The sequence below is a fragment of the Gulosibacter sediminis genome (genome assembly GCF_014904065.1).
In the GTDB taxonomy this organism is placed as follows: domain Bacteria; phylum Actinomycetota; class Actinomycetes; order Actinomycetales; family Microbacteriaceae; genus Gulosibacter; species Gulosibacter sediminis.
In genome coordinates, this window is record NZ_JACXJG010000005.1 from 233841 (window position 1) to 256194 (window position 22354).

The 22354-nt window shown below is 66.7% G+C and carries 26 protein-coding genes and 2 pseudogenes; 13 read left to right on the top strand and 15 right to left on the bottom strand.

The features are described from left to right. Positions 1–13: 13 nt before the first annotated feature. Genes ID132_RS03010 through ID132_RS03020 form a run of 3 tightly spaced genes read right to left on the bottom strand, consistent with a single transcriptional unit; the run spans position 14 to position 1883 of the window. Positions 14–607 carry an energy-coupling factor transporter transmembrane component T family protein gene (locus ID132_RS03010; RefSeq protein ID WP_193127817.1) on the bottom strand — a complete coding sequence of 198 codons (594 nt, stop codon included), beginning with the start codon at positions 605–607 and terminating at the stop codon, positions 14–16. After that, on the bottom strand, positions 604–1296 hold the full coding sequence (locus ID132_RS03015) for an energy-coupling factor ABC transporter ATP-binding protein (RefSeq protein ID WP_125105911.1): 693 nt from the start codon (positions 1294–1296) through the stop codon (positions 604–606). The genes ID132_RS03010 and ID132_RS03015 overlap by 4 nt, the downstream gene beginning before the upstream one ends. After that, positions 1293–1883 (bottom strand): biotin transporter BioY, encoded by a 591-nt coding sequence (locus tag ID132_RS03020; RefSeq protein ID WP_125105912.1) that lies wholly within the window; start codon positions 1881–1883, stop codon positions 1293–1295. Before ID132_RS03020 ends, ID132_RS03015 begins: the two co-directional genes overlap by 4 nt. 54 nt (positions 1884–1937) lie before the next feature. Here ID132_RS03020 and ID132_RS03025 point away from each other — a divergent pair, with 54 nt between their 5' ends. The 3 genes and pseudogenes from ID132_RS03025 to ID132_RS03035 all read left to right on the top strand — a co-directional run bounded on the left by ID132_RS03025 (position 1938) and on the right by ID132_RS03035 (position 5052). Further along, complete coding sequence (locus tag ID132_RS03025; RefSeq protein WP_125105913.1) at positions 1938–2510, top strand: TetR/AcrR family transcriptional regulator; 573 nt, start codon at positions 1938–1940, stop codon at positions 2508–2510. 3 nt (positions 2511–2513) lie between these two features. Continuing rightward, complete coding sequence (locus tag ID132_RS14620) at positions 2514–3464, top strand: EamA family transporter (protein WP_125105914.1); 951 nt, start codon at positions 2514–2516, stop codon at positions 3462–3464. Next, positions 3464–5052 (top strand): annotated as a pseudogene (locus ID132_RS03035) (ABC-F family ATP-binding cassette domain-containing protein). Before ID132_RS14620 ends, ID132_RS03035 begins: the two are co-directional and overlap by 1 nt. A gap of 7 nt (positions 5053–5059) precedes the next feature. On the opposite strand, the gene ID132_RS03040 reads toward ID132_RS03035, so the two are convergent. The 3 genes from ID132_RS03040 to ID132_RS03050 are packed head-to-tail and all read right to left on the bottom strand — an operon-like array spanning position 5060 to position 6488. Continuing rightward, entirely contained in the window at positions 5060–5881 is an 822-nt protein-coding gene (locus tag ID132_RS03040; protein WP_211198209.1) for an SURF1 family cytochrome oxidase biogenesis protein, read from the bottom strand. Between the two features lie 53 nt (positions 5882–5934). Then, the gene (locus tag ID132_RS03045; RefSeq protein ID WP_235988243.1) at positions 5935–6207 is read right to left on the bottom strand and encodes a hypothetical protein; all 273 of its coding nucleotides are present in this window, start codon (positions 6205–6207) and stop codon (positions 5935–5937) included. Continuing rightward, positions 6204–6488, bottom strand: a complete 285-nt coding sequence (locus tag ID132_RS03050; protein WP_125105917.1) for a DUF3099 domain-containing protein — start codon at positions 6486–6488, stop codon at positions 6204–6206. Before ID132_RS03050 ends, ID132_RS03045 begins: the two co-directional genes overlap by 4 nt. Positions 6489–6605: 117 nt before the next feature. On the opposite strand from ID132_RS03050, the gene ID132_RS03055 reads away from it, so the two are divergent. Then, the gene (locus ID132_RS03055) at positions 6606–7319 is read left to right on the top strand and encodes a beta-ketoacyl-ACP reductase (protein ID WP_125105918.1); all 714 of its coding nucleotides are present in this window, start codon (positions 6606–6608) and stop codon (positions 7317–7319) included. A gap of 13 nt (positions 7320–7332) precedes the next feature. Here the strand turns inward: ID132_RS03055 and serB are convergent, their stop codons facing one another. Beyond that, complete coding sequence (gene serB / locus ID132_RS03060) at positions 7333–8031, bottom strand: phosphoserine phosphatase SerB (protein ID WP_125105919.1); 699 nt, start codon at positions 8029–8031, stop codon at positions 7333–7335. Continuing rightward, positions 8028–9275 (bottom strand): glucose-1-phosphate adenylyltransferase, encoded by a 1248-nt coding sequence (glgC, locus tag ID132_RS03065; RefSeq protein ID WP_193127818.1) that lies wholly within the window; start codon positions 9273–9275, stop codon positions 8028–8030. The genes serB and glgC overlap by 4 nt, the downstream gene beginning before the upstream one ends. Before the next feature lie 62 nt (positions 9276–9337). On the opposite strand from glgC, the gene glgA reads away from it, so the two are divergent. From glgA to ID132_RS03080, 3 genes and pseudogenes are all read left to right on the top strand, one after another. Then, complete coding sequence (gene glgA, locus ID132_RS03070) at positions 9338–10525, top strand: glycogen synthase (RefSeq protein WP_125105921.1); 1188 nt, start codon at positions 9338–9340, stop codon at positions 10523–10525. An 18-nt stretch (positions 10526–10543) separates the two neighbouring features. Further along, positions 10544–11319, top strand: a pseudogene (locus tag ID132_RS03075) (ABC transporter ATP-binding protein). A 97-nt stretch (positions 11320–11416) separates the two neighbouring features. Continuing rightward, on the top strand, positions 11417–11674 hold the full coding sequence (locus ID132_RS03080) for a type B 50S ribosomal protein L31 (RefSeq protein WP_125105923.1): 258 nt from the start codon (positions 11417–11419) through the stop codon (positions 11672–11674). A 72-nt stretch (positions 11675–11746) separates the two neighbouring features. Here ID132_RS03080 and ID132_RS03085 read toward each other — a convergent pair whose 3' ends face one another. Continuing rightward, positions 11747–12433: an exonuclease domain-containing protein gene (locus ID132_RS03085; RefSeq protein WP_125105924.1), complete on the bottom strand. Its 687-nt coding sequence runs from the start codon at positions 12431–12433 to the stop codon at positions 11747–11749. A gap of 51 nt (positions 12434–12484) precedes the next feature. Here ID132_RS03085 and ID132_RS03090 point away from each other — a divergent pair, with 51 nt between their 5' ends. Both ID132_RS03090 and ID132_RS03095 read left to right on the top strand, forming a co-directional pair. Continuing rightward, complete coding sequence (locus ID132_RS03090; RefSeq protein ID WP_193127819.1) at positions 12485–13384, top strand: alpha/beta fold hydrolase; 900 nt, start codon at positions 12485–12487, stop codon at positions 13382–13384. After that, positions 13377–14081: an NAD(P)H-binding protein gene (locus ID132_RS03095; protein ID WP_193127820.1), complete on the top strand. Its 705-nt coding sequence runs from the start codon at positions 13377–13379 to the stop codon at positions 14079–14081. The genes ID132_RS03090 and ID132_RS03095 overlap by 8 nt, the downstream gene beginning before the upstream one ends. Here the strand turns inward: ID132_RS03095 and ID132_RS03100 are convergent. Next, on the bottom strand, positions 14065–14913 hold the full coding sequence (locus ID132_RS03100) for a Sir2 family NAD-dependent protein deacetylase (RefSeq protein WP_328743537.1): 849 nt from the start codon (positions 14911–14913) through the stop codon (positions 14065–14067). The genes ID132_RS03095 and ID132_RS03100 overlap by 17 nt on opposite strands. 57 nt (positions 14914–14970) lie before the next feature. On the opposite strand from ID132_RS03100, the gene ID132_RS03105 reads away from it, so the two are divergent. Then, positions 14971–15777, top strand: coding sequence for a TrmH family RNA methyltransferase (locus ID132_RS03105; protein ID WP_328743538.1), 807 nt, complete (start codon positions 14971–14973; stop codon positions 15775–15777). Positions 15778–15810: 33 nt separating this feature from the next. Next, complete coding sequence (locus ID132_RS03110) at positions 15811–17613, top strand: DEAD/DEAH box helicase (protein WP_193127822.1); 1803 nt, start codon at positions 15811–15813, stop codon at positions 17611–17613. Here the strand turns inward: ID132_RS03110 and ID132_RS03115 are convergent. From ID132_RS03115 to ID132_RS03125, 3 genes are all read right to left on the bottom strand, one after another. Beyond that, entirely contained in the window at positions 17585–18265 is a 681-nt protein-coding gene (locus ID132_RS03115; RefSeq protein WP_211198210.1) for a DedA family protein, read from the bottom strand. The two genes, ID132_RS03110 and ID132_RS03115, sit on opposite strands and share 29 nt — an antisense overlap. A gap of 71 nt (positions 18266–18336) precedes the next feature. Continuing rightward, positions 18337–18768: a VOC family protein gene (locus tag ID132_RS03120; RefSeq protein WP_125105929.1), complete on the bottom strand. Its 432-nt coding sequence runs from the start codon at positions 18766–18768 to the stop codon at positions 18337–18339. 104 nt (positions 18769–18872) lie between these two features. Beyond that, positions 18873–19274 (bottom strand): hypothetical protein, encoded by a 402-nt coding sequence (locus tag ID132_RS03125; protein WP_125105930.1) that lies wholly within the window; start codon positions 19272–19274, stop codon positions 18873–18875. A gap of 22 nt (positions 19275–19296) precedes the next feature. On the opposite strand from ID132_RS03125, the gene ID132_RS03130 reads away from it, so the two are divergent. Together ID132_RS03130 and ID132_RS03135 are read left to right on the top strand one after the other, a co-directional pair. Further along, positions 19297–19674: a hypothetical protein gene (locus tag ID132_RS03130; protein WP_211198211.1), complete on the top strand. Its 378-nt coding sequence runs from the start codon at positions 19297–19299 to the stop codon at positions 19672–19674. A 149-nt stretch (positions 19675–19823) separates the two neighbouring features. Then, on the top strand, positions 19824–20171 hold the full coding sequence (locus tag ID132_RS03135; protein WP_235988244.1) for a cupin domain-containing protein: 348 nt from the start codon (positions 19824–19826) through the stop codon (positions 20169–20171). Here ID132_RS03135 and ID132_RS03140 read toward each other — a convergent pair. Continuing rightward, positions 20168–20578: a group III truncated hemoglobin gene (locus ID132_RS03140; protein WP_125105932.1), complete on the bottom strand. Its 411-nt coding sequence runs from the start codon at positions 20576–20578 to the stop codon at positions 20168–20170. The genes ID132_RS03135 and ID132_RS03140 overlap by 4 nt on opposite strands. Positions 20579–20967: 389 nt before the next feature. Then, positions 20968–22353 (bottom strand): Na+/H+ antiporter NhaA, encoded by a 1386-nt coding sequence (gene nhaA, locus ID132_RS03145; protein ID WP_125105933.1) that lies wholly within the window; start codon positions 22351–22353, stop codon positions 20968–20970. Position 22354: the final 1 nt, after the last annotated feature.

The following is a 22354-nucleotide window of genomic DNA, read 5'->3' on the forward strand; positions in this document are numbered from 1 at the left end:
GGCCCCGCTCGCGTTAGTCGAGCCCGCGCGCCCGAAGCGCGTCGGTGAGCTCATCCGCGTGCTGCAGCGTCAACACGAGCAGCGGGAACAGGATGCGCGGCGACGTGCCGCGGCGGCCGCGCGCGATGAGCGCCTCCCGCAGCTGCGCGGCGAGCGTGGCAATGAGTGGCACCGTTGAAATGGTGAGCGAGAGCAGAAGCGCAATGCGATCCGGTCGCACGCCGAGAGCGCGCAGGGGACGGAGCCCAGTCTCGAGCGCGTCGAGCAGCTCGGTCATGCGCGTCGTGCTCGTGACGAGCGCGGCGAGCGACACCACGATGGCGACCCTTGCGGTGTTCGTGATCGCGAGCTGCCACGGCAGGAAGATGAACTGCGGCACGAGCATGATGATGAGGAGCCAGCGCAGGCCCCACAGCTGGCGCCACAGTGCGGCGGGACCGACGCTGAGCAAGAAGGCCGTGATCGTCACGAATGCCGCTGAGGTCAGGACCCTCCAGTCACCGCCCCACACCGACAGCAAGAGCGTCGCGAGCACGAGTCCGAGCAGCTTGCTCCACGCCGGCGCGCGATGCAGCAGGCTCGTGCCGGGCACGAAGAGCGAGATCACGCGACGCTCGCCCGGTAGCGCGCGATGATGTCGGCGGGCCGGCCGACCGACGCGACCCGCGCATCCTGCACCCACACGAGCACATCGCAGCGCTCGGCGACCTCGAGGTCGTGGGTGACGAGCACGAGCTGATGGGGGAGAGCAGGGTCGAGCAGCAGCTCCGCGATGCGCGATCGATTGCGCAGGTCGAGCAGTGCCGTCGGTTCGTCGGCAATCACGAGGGCCGGCTCGGACGCGAGCACCGCGGCCACGGCGAGCAACTGCTGCTGGCCGCTCGAGAGCGAGTGGGCGGGTGCATCCGCGAGCTCGCTCAGCCCGACCGAGTCGAGCGTCGCGTCGACCTTCGCGGCGATCTCGGCGCGCGAGAGCTTGCGACCGCGAAACGAGAACGCGAGGTCCTCCCGCACCGTTGGCATAATCACCTGGGCCGCCGGGTTGGGGAAGACGAACCCGGTCTGCGCGCGCACCTTGGCGCCCTCACGCGCCGGATTCCGGCCGTGCACGCGCACCTCGCCGCTCGTCGCCGTGACGAGGCCGTTGAGCAGGCGCGCGAGGGTGGACTTGCCTGAACCGTTCTCGCCGACGACGGCGATGCGATGCTCCTCGAGCGTCAACGTGACGTCGTCGAGGGCAACGCGGCCCTCGCGCACGACGCGCACGCGGTCGAAGCGAAGCTCACGATCGGTCACGCGGCGTCTCGCTGGGGCCACGCGAACGCGCGGGGGTAGGCGCGCCACAGAGCCAGTGTGATGACGGTGGCGATCGCGACCTTGATGAGGTCGCCGGGCACAAAGACGAGGCTCGAAAGCAGGGTCTCCCACAGGCCGAGGCCGGTGATGAGCGACTGCAGCGGAATGCCGACGGCGTAGACGGCGAGCATGCCGCCGACGAGGCAGCCGAGCGCGACGCGCCACCATTGCGGTTTCGAGGCACCGGCGCGAACGATGACGCCCACGAGGAACGCGCCGACGAGCCAACCGAGTAGGTAGCCGACCGAGGGAGCCACGAAGACGCCGAGGCCGCCACGTCCTCCCGCGAGCAGCGGCAGGCCGAGCGCGACGAGCGCGAGCACGGTGAGCACGCTCGCGGCACCTCGCCACGAGCCGAGCACTGCGCCGGCGAGCATGACGCCAAGGGTCTGTGCCGTAATCGGTACCGCGCCGCCGAGCATGATCGTGCCCGGCAAGCCAAGCACCGCGATGAGGGCCGCCATCACGGCAATCCTGGCGAGGTCGGTAGTGGTGGTGGCGGGCTGCCGGACTGCAACGTCGGTCATGTTTGTCCTTGTCGATCGCTTCCTGAACGGTGTTCAGGCTATACGATAGTGCGGATGAGCCCGAACGCAACTTCTGAATCGTCGCGCACTCGCAACACGCGCGACGATGTCGTATCGACGGCGATGCGGATGCTCGCGAGAGGCGGCTTGCCCGCATTCAGCATGCGGGCGCTGGCGCGCGAGCTCGAGGTGCAGCCGAGCGCGCTGTACTGGCACTTCGCGGACAAACAGTCGTTGCTTGCGGCGATCGCCGACGAAATCGTTGCCTCGATGCCGGAACGACAGGCGGGGGAGACGCTGACGGAAGCGGCCGCGGCCCTGCGCAGTGCGCTGCTTGCGCACATGGACGGCGCGGAAATCCTGCTTTCGTCGATCTCGCTCGGCCTCGCCGACGACGTGGCGCTCGTGCGCCTGCAACTCGCCGGGGAGGATTGCGGTCTCTCGCGGGCGGCGGCCGAGGAACTCGCGAGCACCGCGCTTCACTTCGTACTCGGCTACGTGTCGCACGAACAGCAGCGCGCGCAGGCCGCGGCCGCTGGCGTGGCGGTGCGACCGCATCCGCTTGCTGCGGGCGACGCGAGCTTCGCGGCCGGCCTTGCGCGCCTTGACCCCGAAATGGAGGCGTAGGCCGTGCGGACAGGGCTGCTCATGCTGCTCATCTCGACGTTCTCGGTGCAGTTCGGCTCGGCATTCGCCAGCCTGCTCGTCGCCTCGTCTGATCCGGCGACCGCGAACCTGTTCCGGGCGCTCATCGCGGCTGTCGCCATGGGGCTCATTGTGCGACCGAAGCCGTGGAAGTGGACTTGGTCGCAGCTTCGTCCGGCACTGCTGCTCGGTGTCGTGCTGTTCGGGATGACCTCGACGTTCTATCTCTCGATCGAACGGCTGCCGATCGGCGTCGCGGTGTCGATCGAGTTCCTTGGCCCACTTCTGCTGTCTGCCTTGCTCTCGCGCCGTGTGTGGGACTTCGTGTGGATCGGCGTGGCCCTCTGCGGCATCGCGATCATGGGCATCGAATCGGCGTTGGCCGCCGACCACCTCGACCTCTGGGGCATCGTGCTCGCCGCGACGGCGGGCGTCTTTTGGGCCCTCTACATTCTTGCGGCCGCTAGAGTGGGTGAGGTGACCGAGGGCCAGGGCGGCCTGGCCGTGGCCTTTGCCGTGACGGCGTTGCTCGCGCTGCCGTTTGGGTTCGGGAGCGTGGCCACCGTAATCAGCGACGTGCACCTGCTCGGGCTCGCGTTATTGGTGGGCGTCCTCGCGGCGATCATTCCCTACACCTTCGAGTTCCTCGCGCTGAAACGGGTGCCGAAACGAGTATTCGGCGTGCTCATGAGCGTCGAACCCGCCATTGCCACGTTCACCGGGTGGCTCATCCTCGACCAGACCGCGAGCGTCTGGCGACTCGGCGCAATTGCGCTCGTGGTGATCGCGAGCGTGGGAATCACGATGGGGGCGCGTAAGATCGTGGAGGTTGACCTGCCGGCACGCGATCTTCACACGGGAACGATCGAGCTTCCCATCGCCCCGGCCCAGGTCGACGAACAACACTTGCCGAAGCGAAATGAGGATGCCGAGTAGTGCTTGCCGTTCAGGATCTCGAGATCACCGTCGGGGCGCGGACGCTCATGAGCGACGTGAATTTCCGCGTGCAGCCAGGCGACAAGATCGGCCTCGTCGGGCGCAACGGTGCCGGCAAGACCNCCAAGGTGCTCGCCGGCTGGTCGCTACCGAGTGACGGCAAGGTCGACCGCTCGGGTGAGCTCGGCTACCTGCCGCAGGATCCCCGCACCGGCGACCCGAAGCAGACCGCCCGCAACCGCATCCTGGATGCGCGCGGGCTCGGCTCGGTGCGGCAGCGACTCGCCGAGGCGGCCACCGCGATGGCCGAGGCGATGACCGACGCGGAGCAGGACAAGGCGATGCGCCGCTACTCGCGGCTTGACGACGAGTTTGTGACGCTCGGCGGTTATGCGGCGGAGAGCGAGGCCGCGGCAATCGCGTCGAACCTGAACCTGCCCGACCGCATCCTCGACCAAGAACTCGAGACGCTCTCGGGTGGCCAGCGACGGCGCATCGAGCTCGCGCGCATCCTGTTCTCGGATGCCGAGACGATGATTCTCGACGAGCCAACGAACCACNCTCGACTCGGTCGTGTGGCTACGCGAGTTTCTCAAGACCTACCGCGGCGGGCTCATCGTGATTTCGCACGACGTGGAGCTCGTGGGCGAGACGGTGAACCGCGTGTTCTACCTCGACGCGAATCGGCAGATGATCGACGTTTACAACATGGGCTGGAAGCAGTACCTGCGCCAGCGCGAGGCCGACGAGGAACGCCGCAAGAAGGAGCGCGCGAACATCGAAAAGAAGGCGTCCGTGCTGCAGCAGCAGGCCGCCCGCTTCGGCGCCAAGGCCACGAAGGCCGCGGCGGCGCACCAGATGCAGCGCCGCGCCGAACGGATGCTCGGCTCGCTCGAAGACGTGCGCCAAGCCGACCGCGTGGCGAAGCTGCGGTTCCCGACACCGGCCCCTGTCGGCAAGACGCCGATCAAGGCCGAAGGCCTGTCGAAGTCGTACGGCTCGCTCGAGATCTTCACGAGCGTCGACCTTGCGATCGATCGCGGCTCACGCGTCGTCGTGCTCGGCCTCAACGGCGCCGGCAAGACGACGCTNCTGCGCATCCTCGCCGGCGTCGATGCGCCCGACACCGGCGACATCATCGCAGGCCACGGCTTGCGTGTCGGCTACTATGCGCAGGAGCACGAGACCCTTGACGTCGCGCGCTCCGTACTGCAGAACATGGTGTCGGTGTCGCAGCACCTCACCGAGACCGAGGCGCGCAAGGTGCTCGGCTCGTTCCTGTTCTCGGGCGACGACGTGCACAAGCCCGCGGGCGTGCTCTCGGGAGGCGAGAAGACCCGCCTCGCGCTCGCCATGCTCGTCGTTTCGAGCGCGAACGTGCTGCTGCTCGATGAGCCGACGNAACCTCGACCCCGCCTCGCGCGAGGAGATTCTCGACGCGCTCGCCCACTACGAGGGCTCAGTCGTGCTTGTGTCGCACGACGAGGGTGCCGTCGAGGCCCTCAACCCCGAGCGTGTGCTGATCATGCCCGAGGCGATCGAAGATCACTGGAACCCGGAGTACTTCGAGCTCATCGAGATGGACTAGGCCCCGCCTACTCGTCGAGCAGTTCGTCTTCGATTTCGGCGTCGGTCTTGCGGCCGCGGCTGCGGCGCCGTTCCTCGGCGCGGGCGCTGGCGGCGAGCACGCGGGGATCGTCCTCGTTGCGCTCCTTAAACTCCTCGCGCAGCCCGTAGACGAGGCCGACCGCGGCAATCACGGCGAAGATGATCCACTGGAACGCGTAGCTGAGGTGGTTGCCCTCGGTGAGCTCGGGCTTCGGCGTGAGCTGGCCCGTTTCTGCGTCGACCGACTCGCTGCGAAGCAGCCCGTAGGCGCCGGTGTAGGTGCGATCGGTGCCGAGCTCCTCGGCGAAGGTCGGCAGGTAGATCGTCGCGATCTGCCCCTCGGGCGCGGTGCGGCCGGGAATCTCGCGCTCGCCGGGCTTCAGTCGGGCCGTCACGGTGAGTTCGCCCGACGGCGCCTCGGGCACGGAATCGGGGGAGTCCTGCTCGTTGCCGGTGGGGATCCAACCGCGGTTGACGATGAAGACCTCGCCCGAGGTCGTCTCGAACGGCGTGAGGATCTCGAAGCCGGGCTGCCCGTCGAACGGGCGTGCGCGAGCGAGTAGCTGGTCTTCGGCCAGGTAGTGCCCGGTCATTTCAACCACCGTCCACTCCTGATTCGGGTCGTAGGCGTCGAGCGTCAACAGCACCTCGTCGAGGGGCTGCGGGTCGGCGTCGAAGTGTGCGGTGACGAGGTCGTTCTCGGCGACCTTCTCGTCGCGGCGTTCGAATTGCCAGTGTGAGAGGAATCCGCAGGCGATCGCAAAGACGATGAGCAGAATGAAATAGCTGAGCCAGCGTCGGCTCAGCAAGAACTTCCATCCCTGTCGCGTGTTGGATTTTGAGGGTCGAGTGCCAGTTTGGGTCACTCGATGGGCTCCTCGTTGACGGGGTCATCAATGCGGGCAAGGCGTACCGGGAAGCGGCGCGACTCGAGGAAGCCGAGGAGGAAATCGAGGTGCTCGTCGCAGGCGAGCCAGATCTTCACGCGGTCGGCGTCGTGGATGCGCGGGTTGCGCCACTCGATGCGGTGCACGGCCGGTGCGTCGCACTGGGCGCGGGAGCACTGGGGCCGTTCGTCCCTCGACCCGAGGAAGCCACGGAGGCGGCTGCGCAGGTCAAACTCACCGCTGCTCATTCCGTCTCCTTTGCCGAGCGGAGGATAATCGCCCCCGCATCAGGAGATTCTACCCCTCGCTGTCGCCGGGCGCGAACGTGGTTCGCGAGCGCGACGGCGATCATGGGCAGGAAGATCGCGCCGAGAGCGAGCACCCAGAGCAGTGGGCCTCGCACCACGATCATGAGCAGGAAGCAGGCCGTGCGAATCGCCATAGTGAACATGTACTGGCGCAGGCGCGCCCTGCGCTCTTCTTCTTCACTCATCGTCATCGAGGTGACGTTGGTGACTTTGGCGTTCATGGTTCCCAAGATTCGTCTCGCGGTGGCTGCTTCAAGCGTACCCCCGAGGCGACCGTAGGATAGGGGAACGGGGCGTGTCTGCGACGCCGATATTCCGAACCCTTCCTGAGGAGCAACATGACGACCCAGCGCACCGTTCTCGTGACCGGCGGAAACCGCGGCATCGGTCGAGCGATCGCCGAGGAGTTTCTCGCCGCGGGGCACCGGGTGGCCGTGACGTCGCGCTCCGGCGAGGGCGGGCCCGAGGGTGCACTCACCGTTGCTGCCGACGTGACCGACGGCGCGTCGATCGACGCCGCCTTCACCCAGATTGAGGCCGAGTACGGGCCTGTCGAGGTGCTCGTCGCGAACGCGGGCATCACCAAGGACACCCTGCTGCTGCGCATGAGCGAGGACGACTTCGCGGACGTCATCGACACGAACCTCACCGGTGCGTTCCGCGTCATCAAGCGCGCGACGAAGGGCCTTTTGCGGGCGAAGTGGGGCCGCGTCGTGCTGATCTCGTCGGTCGTCGGCCTCTACGGCTCGCCTGGCCAGATCAACTACGCCGCTTCGAAGGCGGGCCTCGTCGGCATTGCGCGCTCGCTCACTCGTGAGCTCGGCAGCCGCGGCATCACCGCGAACGTCGTCGCGCCCGGCTTCATCGAGACTGAGATGACCGCAGTACTGCCGGAGGCCACGCAGAAGCAGTACCTCTCGACGATTCCTGCGGGGCGCTTCGGTGAGGTCAGCGAAATCGCAAAGACCGTGCGATGGCTCGCGGGTGACGATGCCGGCTATATTTCGGGGGCCGTGATCCCGGTCGACGGTGGCCTCGGCATGGGCCACTAGGCCCGCGCGGCGCTCAGCCGCGCAGACCCAGCATCGCGAGTAACTGGGTCATGTCGCGGCCGGGCAGCGACACAGCTGCCTCCTGGCGCACGATGGGCTTCGCGTCAAAGGCGACCGAGAGCCCAGCGATTTCCATCATCCCGAGGTCGTTCGCACCATCGCCGACGGTGATCACGCGTTCCATGGGCACGTCGAGCGACTGCGACCAGCTGCGCACGGTGTGCTGCTTGGCCTGGCGGCCGATGATCGCGCCCGACACCTCGCCGGTGAGGTCACCGTCCTCGGTGACCTCGAAGCGGTTTGCCCGCCAAAGGTCAAGGCCGAGCTCCTCCGCGAGTGGGTCGAGTACCTCGTGGAAGCCGCCCGAGACGGCGCCGACGCGACCACCAGCCGCGTGGATGGCGGAAATGGTCTCGGGCACCCCGCGGGTGACGCGGATGCGCTCCCGCACTCGTGAAATTTGGTCGAGCGAGATGCCTCGCAACAGGGCAACCCGCTCGCGCAGGCTGCCGTCGAAGTCGAGCTCGCCGCGCATGGCGCGCTCGGTGACCTCGGCCACCTGGTCGCGCACCTCGGCGTAGTCGGCGATGAGCTCGATGACCTCATCCTCAATCAGCGTCGAATCCACGTCGAAGACGACGAGGAAGCGGGCTCCCGCGGTGACGCGGCCAGTGCCGTGGACGGGGGTGAGGGTGAGGTCGGAGATGCTCATCGTTCGACGATACCGTTCTTCGGCACGACGGTCAGGCCGGACTCGGTGACGGTGAAGCCGCGGGCGCGATCGTGCTCTCGGTCGATGCCGATCGTCGCGCCGGCACGCACGACCACGTTCTTGTCGAGGATCGCGGAGCGCACCTGCGCGCCGGGCTCGATGGTGACGCGGTCGAAGGTGATCGAGTCGACGACGAGGGCGCCCGACTGCACCTTCGTCCAGGCGCCGAGCACCGAACGCTCGACGTGCGCGCCCGAGATGACCGAGCCGAGCGAGATGATCGAGTCGATCATCGTGCCGGTCGAGCCCCGCGCATCCCGCACGAACTTCGCCGGCGGCGAGTTGAGCGTCTGCGAGATGATCGGCCATTCCTCGTTGTAGAGGTTGAAGACCGGCAGCGTCTGGATGAGGTCCATGTGCGCGTCGTAGAAGGAGTCGATCGTACCGACGTCGCGCCAGTAGTCGCGGTCGCGCGGAGTCGAGCCCGGCACGTCGTTCTGAATGAAGTCGTAGACGCCGCAGTCGTTCTGTGCGACGAAGGCGGGGATGATGTCGCCGCCCATGTCGTGCTTCGAGTCATCGAGGTTCGCGTCAGACATGACCGCCTCGACGAGCTTGTCAGCGTCGAAGACGTAGTTACCCATCGACGCGAGGATCTCGCCGGGGCTGTCGGGCAGACCGTTCGTCGATTCGGGCTTCTCGAGGAACTCGCGAATGTGGGCCGGGTTGTCGGGGTCGACATCGATGACGCCGAAGGCGGAGGACATCTCGATGGGCTGGCGGATGGCGGCCACCGTGGCACCGAGGCCCGACTCGATGTGCTGGTCGATCATCTGCGAGAAGTCCATGCGGTACACGTGGTCGGCGCCGACCACGACGACGATGTCGGGCTTCTCGTCCTGAATCAGGTTGAGCGACTGATAGATGGCATCGGCCGAACCTGAGAACCAGTGCTTTCCTCGGCGCTGCTGCGCCGGAACACTCGAGACGTACGAGCCGAGGATCGCGGGCAGGCGCCAGGTCTGCGACATGTGGCGGTCAAGCGAGTGCGACTTGTACTGCGTCAACACCACGATCTGCTGCAGCCCGGAATTCACCAGGTTGGAGATGGCGAAGTCGATGAGTCGATACTGTCCGGCGAACGGCACCGCCGGCTTGGCGCGGTCGGCGGTGAGCGGCATCAACCGCTTGCCTTCGCCACCAGCGAGCACAATTCCGAGTATTTTTTTCTGCCCCTTTGCCATGGTTCACACTCTAGGGCGAACAGATTAATGAAGTTGTACCTTTCGCTATCTAATGTGTAACCATGCGCGTCGATGTCATCACTCGTGAATACCCACCGCACGTCTACGGCGGAGCGGGGGTGCACGTCACCGAGCTCGTTCGAGCCATGCGGGCGGATGCCGATGTCCGCGTCCGCTGCTTCGGCGAGCCGGTCGAGGAGCCCGGCACGACCGGGTACGAGGTGCCCGGCGACCTCGCGAAGGCGAACGCCGCGCTCGGCTTCCTCGCGGGCGACCTGCGCATCGCGAACGACACCGAGGGCGCCGATGTCGTGCACTCGCACACCTGGTACGCGAACCAGGCGGGCAATATCGCGAAGCTGCTCCACGGCATCCCGCATGTCATCTCGGCGCACTCGCTCGAGCCCCTGCGGCCGTGGAAGGCCGAGCAGCTCGGCGGCGGCTACCGTCTGTCGAGCTGGATGGAGCGCGACGCGTATGCGAACGCCGACCGCATCATCGCGGTGTCGAACGGGATGCGCGCGGACATCCTCCGCAGCTATCCGCAGCTTGACCCCGAGAAGGTCGTCACCATCTACAACGGCATCGACACCGAGCAGTGGCAGCCGGTGCACGACGAGGCGGTCGTGCGCGAGCTCGGCGTCGACCCCGACGCGCCGACGCTGATCTTTGTAGGCCGCATCACGCGGCAGAAGGGCCTGCCGTACCTGCTGCGGGCCATTCGTGAGCTGCCCGCCGAGGTGCAGGTCGTGCTCTGCGCAGGCGCGCCCGACACGCCGGAAATCGAGCGCGAGGTTCGCGACTTGGTCGGCGAGCTGCAGACCGAGCGCACGGGCGTGCACTGGATCGAAGAGCACCTGCCGCGGCCGAAGCTGCAGGCCCTGCTGACCTCGGCCGACGTGTTCGTGTGCCCCTCGATCTACGAGCCACTCGGCATCGTGAATCTCGAGGCGATGGCCTGCGGCACCGCGGTCGTCGGCTCGGGCACCGGCGGCATCCCCGAGGTCGTGCAGCACGGCGTGACCGGCACGATCGTCCCGATCGACCAGGAGCAGGACGGCACCGGCACGCCGAAGGACGCCGACAAGTACGTCGCCGACCTCGCCGCGGCCCTCACCGAGCTCCTCGGCAACACCGAACTCGCGAAGCAGTATGGCGAAGCCGGGCGCGAGCGCGTCGAGCGCGAATTCACCTGGACACAGATTGGTGCGCAGACACTCGAGCTGTACCGCAGCATCCTGGCCGACTGAGCCGATACCCTGAATGTCATGACCGACGTCGTGAAGTTCGAGAACGTCCGCGTGCGCCGCGGTGGCCGCAACATTCTAGATATCGCCGAATGGCGCGTCGGTGAAACCGACCGGTGGGTGGTGCTCGGCCCGAACGGCGCCGGCAAGTCGNCCTCGCCTCGTCGAACCTGCACCCGACCACCGGCACCGTCGAGGTGCTGGGGGAGCGGCTCGGTCGCACCGACGTCTTTGAGCTGCGCCCGCGCATCGGCATCGCCGGCTCGGAGATGGCCAAGCGCATTCCCGACAACGAGACGGTGCGCAATGCGGTCATGACCGCCATCTACGCCGTCACCGGCCGCTGGAATGAGCAGTACGACGAGATCGACGACGCGCAGGCGAACGACGTGCTCGCGCAGTGGCAGCTCGAGGGGCTCGCCGACCGCGAGTTCGGCACGCTGTCGGACGGGGAGCGCAAGCGCACGCTCATCGCGCGGGCCGTCATGAGTGACCCTGAGCTGCTGTTGCTCGACGAGCCGAGTGCCGCCCTCGATCTCGGGGCACGCGAGCGCCTGCTTGCATCGCTGTCGGAGTATGCCCAGAGCGAGTTCGCGCCGGCAATCATCATGGTCACGCACCACGTCGAGGAGATCCCGACCGGGGTGACGCACGCGCTGCTGCTGCGCGACGGTCAGATCGTGGCCGCTGGTCCCATCGGTGAGACGCTCACGTCGGCGAGCCTCGAGGCTACATTCGGCCTTCCGCTCGAACTGGTTCAGCAACACGGTCGATTCAACGCGCGTGCTATCGCGTAACCGGCGAACCACATGCTAGGCTTGCTGCTTGGCTTGCCCGCCCCGTCGGTCGCGGGCACTTAATCTTGCATATCCACTTGTCGAAGAAGGAACCGCGATGAAGACAGACATCCACCCGGACTACCACTACGTGGTGTTCAACGACCTCGCTTCGGGTGAGAAGTTCATTACCCGTTCGACGGTGACCAGCGAAAAGACCATCGAGTGGGAAGACGGCAATACCTACCCGGTCGTTGACGTCGAAATCTCGAGCGCCTCGCACCCGTTCTACACCGGTAAGCAGCGCATCATGGACTCGGCCGGTCGCGTCGAGAAGTTCAAGAACCGCTACGCGAAGTTCGGCAAGAAGGCCTAAGGCCCGACGCCAACTGGCAACGAGGCGGATGCTCCTTCCGGAGCATCCGCCTCGTTCGCCTTTCCGAGTGCGTTAGACGCGAACGGGCCACCCGCGGTCGGCGGTGAAGTTCGGGTCGCGCTGGCGGCGCATGTACGACTCGAAGTCGGCGGCCTGCTCGTCGTGCCAGCGCACCTGCGCGTCGAAGAGCTCGGCGAGGGGCACATCCACCTCGTTCGGGAACTTGCGGGCGATCGCGATGGCGACGAGGCCGGCCGCCACCGCATCCGCCGAGGCGTCGTGCGCGTCGAAGAGCTCGACGCCGTATGCCTCAGCCGTGGTGCCGAGCTTGCGGCCACCCTTGCGGTAGCGATCGACCTGCTTGTCGATGATGAGCGGGTCGACCACGACCTTGCCGAGCTCGGGCATCGCGAGCTGGTGTCGGGCGCACTCGGCCGCGAGCAGCGAGAGGTCGTAGGGCGCGTTGTAGACGACGAGCGCGATGTTGTTGCGCACGATCCACTCGAGCGACGCGATGATTTTCTGCAGCACCTGCGGCGCGGGCTCGCCCTCGGCCTGCGCCATCTCGGTGGTGATGCCGTGCACGGCCACCGCGGGCTCCGGAATCTCGACGCCGGGGTTCGCGAGCCAGTCGGTACCCCGCTCGAGCTCGCCTTCGGCGTTGAGCATGCCGATGAAGGCGGTCACGATCCGCGCCTCGAGTGGGTTCGTTCCGGTGGTCTCGGTGTCGAACACGGCGACGCGATTCGTCCAGCTCATGGTGCCTCGGCTTCAGATCGGAGGGATGTGGGTCGCCTACACTCTTCCACGATGCGGCCGAATAACCCCCTGGAACACAAGCTCGAGCAGATCCGGACTCGCCGGATCGATGTCGACGTCGCGGGCACGCGCACTGCGGTGTGGTTGTACGGCCCGCCCGACGCCGAAGATACCGTCGTGCTCGTGCACGGCTTTCGTGGCACCCACCATGGGCTACTCAACCTCGTCGCGCTTCTGCCTGACGTACGCTTCATCGCGCCCGACCTGCCGGGTTTCGGTGAGTCGGGGGAGTTCGCGGGCGAGCACACGCTCGACGCGTACGCGGCGTGGCTCGCGGAACTGCTCGAGGTCGTCGACGCCGAGGCGCGCGCCGTGGTGCTCGGTCACTCGTTCGGCTCGCTGGTTGTCGCCCGCAACGTGGCCGCGCTCGGCGACCGCCGCATCGTGCTCGTCAATCCCATCTCCGAGAACGCGCTCTCCGGCCCCGAGCGCATCCCCACCGCCGTCGCGGTCGGCTACTACCGGCTCGGCGCGGCCCTGCCTGAGGCCGCGGGCAGCGTGCTGCTCAAGTCGCCGCTCATCACGCGGGTGATGAGCGAGGTGATGGCCGTGACTCGATCGCGAGCCCTTCGCGCCTGGATTCATGACGAGCACGAGCAGCACTTCTCTGACTTCACCAGCCGGCGTGCCCTGCTCGAATCCTTCCGCGCCTCGGTCAGCGACGATGTCATCAGCCACGCGGCCGAGTTCCCCGAGGGCGTGCACCTCGTCGCCGGCGAGCGTGACCGCATCGCGCCGCCCTCTGGCAGCGAGCGGCTCCACGAGGAGATGGCGGGTTCGACACTGCACGTTATCGAAGGCGTCGGCCACCTGGTTCACTACGAAACCCCGACCGCGCTCGCGCGGATACTCGCCGGCTTTCTTGCCGAGAAAGGTGCCCAGCATGACTGAGTCCACCCTGTCGTTGCCCGAACGCGTCGCCATCGTCGGCGGCCACGGCAAGATCGCGCTCGCCCTCACCAAGCTGCTCGTCGCCGACGGCGTCGAGGTGCGATCGCTCGTGCGCATTGCCGACCACGCGGCCGAACTCGAGGCGCTCGGCGCGATTCCCGTCGTCTGCAACATCGAGTCGGCGTCGGCGAACGAGCTCGCCGACGCGTTCGACCACTCGGATGCGGTGGTGTTTGCCGCGGGCGCTGGCCCCGGTTCGGGCGCCGAGCGCAAGAGGACGGTTGACCGCGACGGCTCGATCAAGTCGGCCGAGGCGGCGGTTCTTTCGGGTGCCATGCGCTTCGTGCAGATCAGCTTCATGGGCGCTGAGCAGCCGAGCCAGAGTGACGATGAAGTGTTCGCCGCGTACTGGGACGCGAAGCGCGAGGCCGACGAGGCACTTCGCCGGGTCGCGCTCGACTGGACCATCGTGAAGCCCGGCGGCCTCACGGACGAACCGGCGACGGGGCGCGGGCTCGTCTCGTTCGCGCCGATCGATCGCGGAGGGAAGACTCGGCGGGCCGACGTTGCGGCGTTGATCCGACTCGCCCTCGCCGATAGCCGCACGGTGTGGAAGGACATCTGTCTCGTCGAGGGCGACGCCCCGCTCGCTGACGCGATCGACGCGGCCGTCGCGGCGGCTACGCCGCAGGCGTAGCGACGCCGAGCAGCTCCGCGACGCGCTCGAGCACCGCCGAGGTGCTGCCGTCGACGCGGAACTGGGCCAGTGCATCCACCGGGGTTGCGCCGCGATTCACGAGCATCACGGGTTTGCCCTGGCGGCGCGCGCGGTGCACCATCTTCACGCCCGTGTTGACCACGAGCGAGGTGCCGACCACGAGCAGCGCGTCGGCCCGGTTCATGAGCTGCGTCGCCGCGCGGTTGTTCTCGGCGCTAACGAAGTTGCCAAACATGACGACGTCGGGCGCCATCGCACCGCCGCACTCAAGGCAGCGGGGCAGTACGAAGGTGTCGACGAGTTCTTCGGCGATCGCGGCGTCGCCGTCAGGCCCCTCTGTGACGCGCTCGTCGGCGAGCCACGGGTTGTCGGCGCGGATGCGCGCGAGCAGCGAGTCGGCGGTTTCGACATGGCCGTGGGGCAGGCAGTGCACCGTGCGCAGGTGCCCGTGCAGCTCGATCACGTGCTTCGAACCGGCTCGACGGTGCAGGCTATCGACGTTCTGGGTTGCGACGCCGACAACGTAGCCGCCGGCCTCGAGCGCGGCGAGCGCGAGGTGACCGGCATTCGGCTCGAAGCGGCCCATCCGCCGCCAGCCCTTGGCCGCGCCCGACCAGTAGCGCCGCTGCGCCGCCTCCGACTCGAGGAATTGCTGCCACGTCATCGGGTTGCGCTTCGGCGCGCCGGGGGAGCGATAGTCGGGGATGCCCGAGTCGGTTGAGATACCGGCACCCGTCAGCACGGCGGCGGGCTGTGTCGCGAGGATCTCCGCGATCTCTTCGGCCCCCGCGGCCTCGTAGGGAGCGATCACCGGATACCTCCGCGGTCGGTCGACGCCTCTGGCCGCGGAAAGTGGCAAACTTGCTCGGTGCGCATTCTCCCCATCACTTCTCTCGAACATCCGGACCTGCAAGATTATTCGCGTCTCACTGATGTTGCCCTGCGCCGCAAGCTCGAGCCGGCCGGTGGGCTCTACATGGCCGAGTCAGAAAAGGTCGTGGCGCGCGCGGTCGCTGCGGGGCACGTGCCGCGGTCGATGCTGCTGCAAGAGAAGTTTCTGCCGCAGGCCGAGCGGCTGCTCGTCGACCACCCCGACACTCCAGTGTTCGTCGGCAGCGAAGAGCTGCTCGAGCAGCTGACGGGATATCGGATGCACCGGGGCGTGCTGGCGGCCATGCACCGGCCCGAGCCGCCGTCGGCCGCGTCGGTGCTCGAGAACGCGAAGACGGTGCTCGTGCTCGAGGACATCGTCGACCACACGAACGTCGGTGCGGCGTTTCGCAATGCGGCGGGCCTCGGCGCCGACGCCGTCCTCGTGACCGAGCGCTGCGCCGACCCGCTCTACCGGCGCAGTGTGCGCGTGTCGATGGGCACCGTGCTGCAGGTGCCGTGGACCCGGCTGCCGAGCTGGCAGGAGAGTCGGGAACTGTTCCACGAGCACGGCTTCGAGATCGCCGGGCTCGCCCTCGATGAGCACGCCGCGCCGCTGCAGGATTACGCGCGTGAGCGGCCCGAGCGGGTCGCGTTGCTGCTCGGCACCGAGGGCGACGGACTCACCCGAAGCGCGCTGGAGGCGGCCGACCGCACCGTCATCATCCCGATGCTGCACGGCGTCGACTCGCTCAACGTCGCCGCGACCAGTGCCGTTGCGCTCTACGCGTTACTGAACAACTAAGCCATGTCGGAGGTGAGTCGTATGGTGGATCAGATGTCTGAATCACAGCGTGCTGGAGCACAGGTGGGCCTGTATGCGGCTGAGCACCTGTCGCCGTCGTATCCGCAGCGCGCGCCCTGGGGTACGGCGGGTAACTTGCGTGCCTGGCAGCAGGAAGCGCTGCAGACCTACTTCGAGAAGGAGCCGAAGGACTTCCTCGCATCGGCCACCCCGGGCGCCGGTAAGACGACCTTCGCGCTTCGCCTCGCGGCAGAGCTGCTGCACGCGGGCACCGTCAACCGCATCATCGTCGTCGCTCCGACCGACCACCTGAAGACCCAGTGGGCGGCGTCGGCGGCGCGGGCGGGCATCCGACTCGACCCGAAGTTCTCGAACAACCAGCGCACCTATTCGCGCGAGTATCACGGCATCGCGGTCACCTACGCGCAGGTGTCGATGAAGCCGTACGTGCACGAGTACCTCTGTTCGTCGGCGCGCACGCTCGTGATTCTCGACGAGGTGCACCACGGTGGCGACAACCTCTCGTGGGGTGATGGCCTGCGTGACGCCTTCGAGCACGCCGAGCGGCGGCTCTCTTTGACGGGTACGCCGTTCCGTTCCGACACCGCGCCCATCCCGTTCGTGCGCTACGTGCGCGACGACGACGGCATCCGCGTGTCAAAGGCCGATTACACCTACGGCTACGGGCGAGCGCTCCGCGACGGCGTCGTGCGCCCCGTGCTCTTCATGACGTACGCGGGCAGCATGCGCTGGCGCGACACCTCGGGCGAGGAAATGTCGGCTGGTCTCGCCGACGACAACACGAAGGACATCATCTCGCAGGCCTGGCGCACGGCGCTCGACCCCGAGGGCGACTGGATGCAGCAAGTGCTCAAGGCCGCCGACCAGCGGCTGAGTGAGGTGCGGCTCGAGGTGCCCGATGCGGGCGGGCTAGTGATCGCGACCGACCACCAGTCCGCCCGCGGCTACGCGGCCCTGCTCGAGCACATCACCGGCCAGAAGCCCGCCGTGATCCTCAGCGATGACCCCGGCGCATCTGCCCGCATCGAGTCGTTCTCTGACTCAGACGAGCGGTGGATGGTCGCCGTGCGCATGGTGTCCGAGGGCGTCGACGTTCCTCGACTGTCGGTCGGCGTGTACGCCACGAGCTCGTCCACGCCGCTGTTCTTCGCTCAGGCCATCGGCCGATTCGTGCGCGCCCGTCGCCGGGGCGAAACCGCGAGCGTGTTCATCCCCTCGGTCCCAAAGCTCGCGTCGCTCGCCGAGGCGCTCGAGCTCGAGCGTGACCACGCGCTCGACCGACGCGAGGGCAACGGCGACTCCGAGGTCGACGGCATGACCGAGGAGGAGCGCGAGCTCGCTGCGGCCGAGGCCGAAGATCGTGCGAGCGAGGAACTCACGAAGTTCAAGTTCACGGCGATCTCGTCGGAGGCGCAGTTCGAGCGGGTTGTCTACGACGGGGGCGACTATGGCTACAGCGCCGAGGTCGGGTCGCTCGAGGAACTCGAGTACCTTGGGCTGCCGGGCATCCTCAACCACGACGAGGTTGCACAGGTGCTCGAGTCGCGGGCGCAGAAGCAGACGCGCATTCAGGATGCGCGGGCCCGCAATGAGGTGCACGACGGCCACCAGACGGTGCAGCCGCTGCATCGCAGCCTCAAGGAGCAGCGCACGCTCCTCAACTCGCTCGTCGGGCTCTACGCCCGGCAATCACACATGCCGCACGGCAAGGTGCACGGCGAGCTGCGGCGCATCTGCGGTGGCCCGGCCGTGGGCCAGGCCACCTCGCACCAGATTCAGCAGCGCATCAACGAGCTTCGTCGCCGTCTGCACTAGCGCGCCGCTGGCGTGCCTGCTTGCGCAGCTTGTAGAACACATAGAGTGCGATGAGGATGAGCACGATGGCGATGACGACGTACTGGAACCAGCCGGCCGCCTCCTCGAGCACGTGCCAGTTGTTGCCGAGCAGGTAGCCGCCGTAGACGAAGATCGTGTTCCAAATGCCCGAGCCGAGCAGCGTGAAGATGCCGAAGCGCCACCATGACATGCGCTCGACGCCGGCCGGCAGCGAGATGAGCGATCGGAAGATCGGGATCATCCGACCGAAGAAGACGGTCCAGTAGCCGTACTTGTTGAACCACTTGATGGTTGCGTCGATCTCGTCGCGGTCGACTAGCGGGAGGTACGAGAGCAGCCTGACGGTGCGGTCGTGGCCGAGCCACGCGCCGAGCCCGTAGAGGCAGTAGGCGCCGGCGACCGAGCCGATCGTGGCCCAGATGAGGGCCTCGACCCAGGTGAAGGTGCCGTCGGCCGAGGCTGCACTGAAGCCGGCCAACGGCAAGATCACCTCGGAAGGGATGGGCGGAAAGAGATTCTCGGCGAGCACGAGCAGTCCGACGCCAAAGGCGCCGAGGAAGTTCATGACGGCGACGGCCCAGTCGCCAATGACGCCGAAGGCGCTGCCGGACTCTGCGGCGGCCTGTTGCAAAGGGAAAAATAGATCGGGTCGCACTCGTCCACCCTACGTGAGGCGGGAGGTGCGACCCGAAGAGTCTGGCGCTAGGCGCTCTCGCCCGGGCCGATATTGAACATCCAGGAGATGCCGAACTTGTCGATCAGCGCGCCGTAGAGGTCGCCCCAGACCTGTCGTTCGAGCGGCATGATCACGTTACCGCCCGCGGCCAGGCCGTCGAAGTAGCCGCGGATTCGGTCCTCGTCGTCGCCCATGAGCGAGAGGTTGATGTTGTTGCCGGGCTGGTAGTCGTACGGGGCCATGCCCTCGAGGTGGTCGGCGGCGAAGAGCTGGATGAGGTCGGTCACCTCGAGGCTCGAGTGCATCACCTTGTCGGCGTGCTCGCTGTCGGCGGGTACTGCGTTGAACTCGCCGAAAGTCGAGAGGCGGGGTTCGACGCCGAACACCTGCCCGTAGAACTCCATAACCTCGCGCGTGTTGCCGGGGAAGTTGAGGTAGGGGTGAAGACCAGTAGCCATGATTTGCTCCTTGGTGATTCGGCCTGCGCTGGTCGGCGGGCACTGAGACGAGCGTAAAAAGCAGCGCTGGACTGGGCCTGTGACTCAGCCCCTGGCTTGAACGTTTAGGCCTGTCGCACCGTCTCGCCAGGCTTGAGTGGTCGAGCTCGGATGGCCGACAGGGTCTCGTCGAACGACACGTTCGAGTTCGCGCGCCAGCCGTCGCGCAGCAGCCGGTTCCAGAGCGTGTCGCGATTGAAATCGGCCGCGTTGCCCTTGGGGTAGATGAACCACACGGCGCGCAGCGGCGCGAGTGCCTGGATGTGCTGGTCGAGCGCGGCGTCGACGTCAGCGAGGGAGTTGGTGAAGAGCACCGCCACGTCGGCGTCGGCGAGGTCGGTGGCCTCGATCGTGTCGGCGGTGAGCTCCGGCGGGTGCGTGTGCGTCTCGGGCCAGACCCAGAGGCGAGTGCCGGGCTTGAGTTGCAGTTTCTTTTGGAGGGCGGCGTGGTCGGCTGTGGTGCTCATTTCGCTCCATCGCGTTGTGAGTGTGATTGCCTGGTTCAACCGTAGGCTGTTGGTGTTTTGTCCTGCCAATGCCGAGACCGGGGGAGCGGAGCACATGGCGAGCGAAGTTCAAGAGCAACTCAAGACGCTGAGGGAAGGCACCCTGCCTGAGGTCCTCGCCTGGCTTGGTCCGGACGACGCGAAGTCGTGGCGAAGCCATGACCGCACGGCGCTTGCGTGCGCGCTGACGAATCGATCGACGGCAGATCGGCTCGAAATCGCGAACGCACTGCTCGACCGCGGCGCGGACGCGGGCTTTGTGTTGCAAGAGGACAACGTCGGGGCACTGCACCTGCTCTTCAGCCATTGGCGACGTTTAAGTATCCAGACGGGACGTTCCAGCCGTTCTATTCGGCGCTGATCGACTCGAGCAAGCTCGACCTTGCTACGGTCGACAAGGGCGGCCGCTCGATGCTCGAGAACATCGAGAAGAAGACCCGTCTTCGTCAATCGCTGTATGACCAGTTGCTCGACTACCGGGCCAGGACTAGCTACTGAGGAGGCCACATCATGTCCGAAGCGATGAGCAGCGTCGACCTGAACGAGTTGATCAATGAGCTGTTGGCGGCCGCGGGCGCGACGGGCAGCGGCAGGGCGACCCGCGTGTTTCGGGCCGTGCCGGGCGGCCAGCTCTCGCAGGTGCTGCTCGTGCTGCGCGACGGCCGCGAACTTTCTGAGCACGAGAATCCGGGCGAAGCACTGCTCCACGTCCTGCGTGGGCGGGTGCGGCTGACGGCTGGCGATGAGCGCTGTGATCTGAGCGCGAACGAACACATCGTGATCCCGCAGCAGCGTCACGGCCTGTTGGCGCTGGAGGATGCCGCCGTCCTGCTCACTGTCGTGGGGTCGCGCTCCTAGAGCTCTCTGCGGCGGATTGTTTCGAAGTCGCTGCCGGAGCGGCCGGCGAGTCGTCGCTGCATCGAGCCTGCGATCCGGGTGGCCTGGAGCTTTGCGCGGTCGGCGATCGGCCCACTGAACTGGGCGTCGAGGTTATTCGTCCAGAGGTCGAGCCACCGTTCGAAGTGTTCCTCACCGAGCGGGTGCTTGGTGTGTAGCGCAAAGTGGAGTTGGAGCGCGTTGCGGCGGTACTTGCCGGCGTTCCACAGCACCGTCTCCCAGAAGTCGCACATGATCGGCAAGTGGTGGTCGAGGTCGAGTTTGGCCACGTCAGTGAAGATCGGGCCGATCAAAGGATCCTCGAAAGCGGACAAGTAGAAGGTAGATACCAGCCGTTCGACGTCAGCGCGGTCTGAGAGATCGTGCATGCGGCAGCCTCCTCACCGAAATCGGAAGAATTGATTGTCGTTCAATTATAGGCTGTGCACCAACGCGAAAGGCCCCTGACCGGATTGAATTCCAGGTCAGGGGCCTTTTCGTTACTGTGCGCGAGGGGGGACTTGAANCCCTCGCGCCGCGAATCTGGGCCGAGTGTTCTGCCGCATAAAATCAACGATCTACGACATGTGACCTGTGGATAACTCCGCCGCGATACCCCGACATACAGGTTACTTAGCACTTTCGTTAGCACTTTTCGCAGTGTACGCGGCTCAGCTAGAGATAAGCGGTCAAGTAGCTGCGCCAAGGGGCGATGAACAACTCAGCGGTCATGCTGCCTCACCGAGCTTTTGCAAATCCAACTGACAACGCCAGACCGTCATGCCGGGTTCTGGCGCTGCCCCGGAGCAGGTCTGAACCATTCGTCGCGGCGTTCGTGTTGGTAGATGTCGGGAATGCCGTCTGCATCGGCGTCGATCTCATCCCGCTCTCGAATGCGACGGTACTGTCGGTTCCGCAGGCCGAGCACGAGCGTCGCGAGCAGCGCGGCAAGCACCGAGGCGGAGAGGATCGCGACCTTCGCGTAGTCGTGGGCGGGTGAGCCGGGCTCGAAGCTGAGCTCGGCCACGAGCAGGGATACGGTGAAGCCGATGCCCGCGAGCAGTCCGACCCCGGCGAGGTCGATCCAGCGCAGTTCGGGATCGAGGCGGCTGCGCATGAGCCGGGTCGTGACCCATGTCGTGGCGACGATGCCGATCGGTTTACCGAGCACGAGCGCGGCGATGATTGCGAGGGTCACCGGACTGGATGCTGCCGCTTGTACACCGTCCCAGCCGCCGAGCGAGACGCCGGCGGCGAAGAACGCGAAGATCGGCACTGCGAACCCGGCCGAGAGTGGACGGAAGCGGTGCTCGAACTGCTCGGCGAGCCCGGTCGACATATCGGGAAGATGGCGATGGCGTTTGCGATGGATCACCGGGATGGTGAAGCCGAGCAGCACCCCCGCGATGGTGGCGTGGATGCCTGACGCGTGCATGAGCGCCCATGCGACGACACCGATCGGGAGCAGGATGAGCCACGCCGCGAGCGGGTGAAGGCCGAAGAATCGGCGGTACAGCTGCGCGATGACCCCATAGACGACGATCGTTCCGAGAGAGAGCAGCAGGGGCACGATCTCGATCTGGTCGGTGTAGAAGATCGCGATGATGCTGATCGCGATGAGATCGTCCACCACGGCGAGGGTAAGTAGGAAGATGCGCAGCGCCGAGGGCAGATGGGAACCGATGATCGCGAGCACGGCGACCGCGAAAGCGATGTCGGTGGCGGTGGGAATCGCCCACCCGTGGGCGAACTCCGGCTGCCCCCGCACGATGCCGGCGTAGATGAGCGCAGGGACGAGCACCCCACCAGCTGCGGCGGCGATCGGAACGATTGCCGTGCTGAATCTGCGCAGATCACCGGCGACGAACTCGCGCTTGAGTTCGAGGCCGACCAGGAAGAAGAATATCGCGAGCAGCCCGTCGGCCGCCCAGGCGCCGAGGCTGAGCCGGAGGTGCCAGGCTTCGTAGCCGATCTCGAAGTCGCGGAGCGCGAAGTAGGAGTCGGCGAGCGGGGTGTTGGCCCAGATGATCGCGATCGCCGCGGCGATGACGAGGAGGATGCCGCCGACGGTCTCCTTGCGGAGGATCTCGCCGATGCGTCGCGCTTCGGCGAATGAGCCGTAGCGCGGGAACAGGGTGGAGGTTCGGGTGGTGGGGTCTGTCATG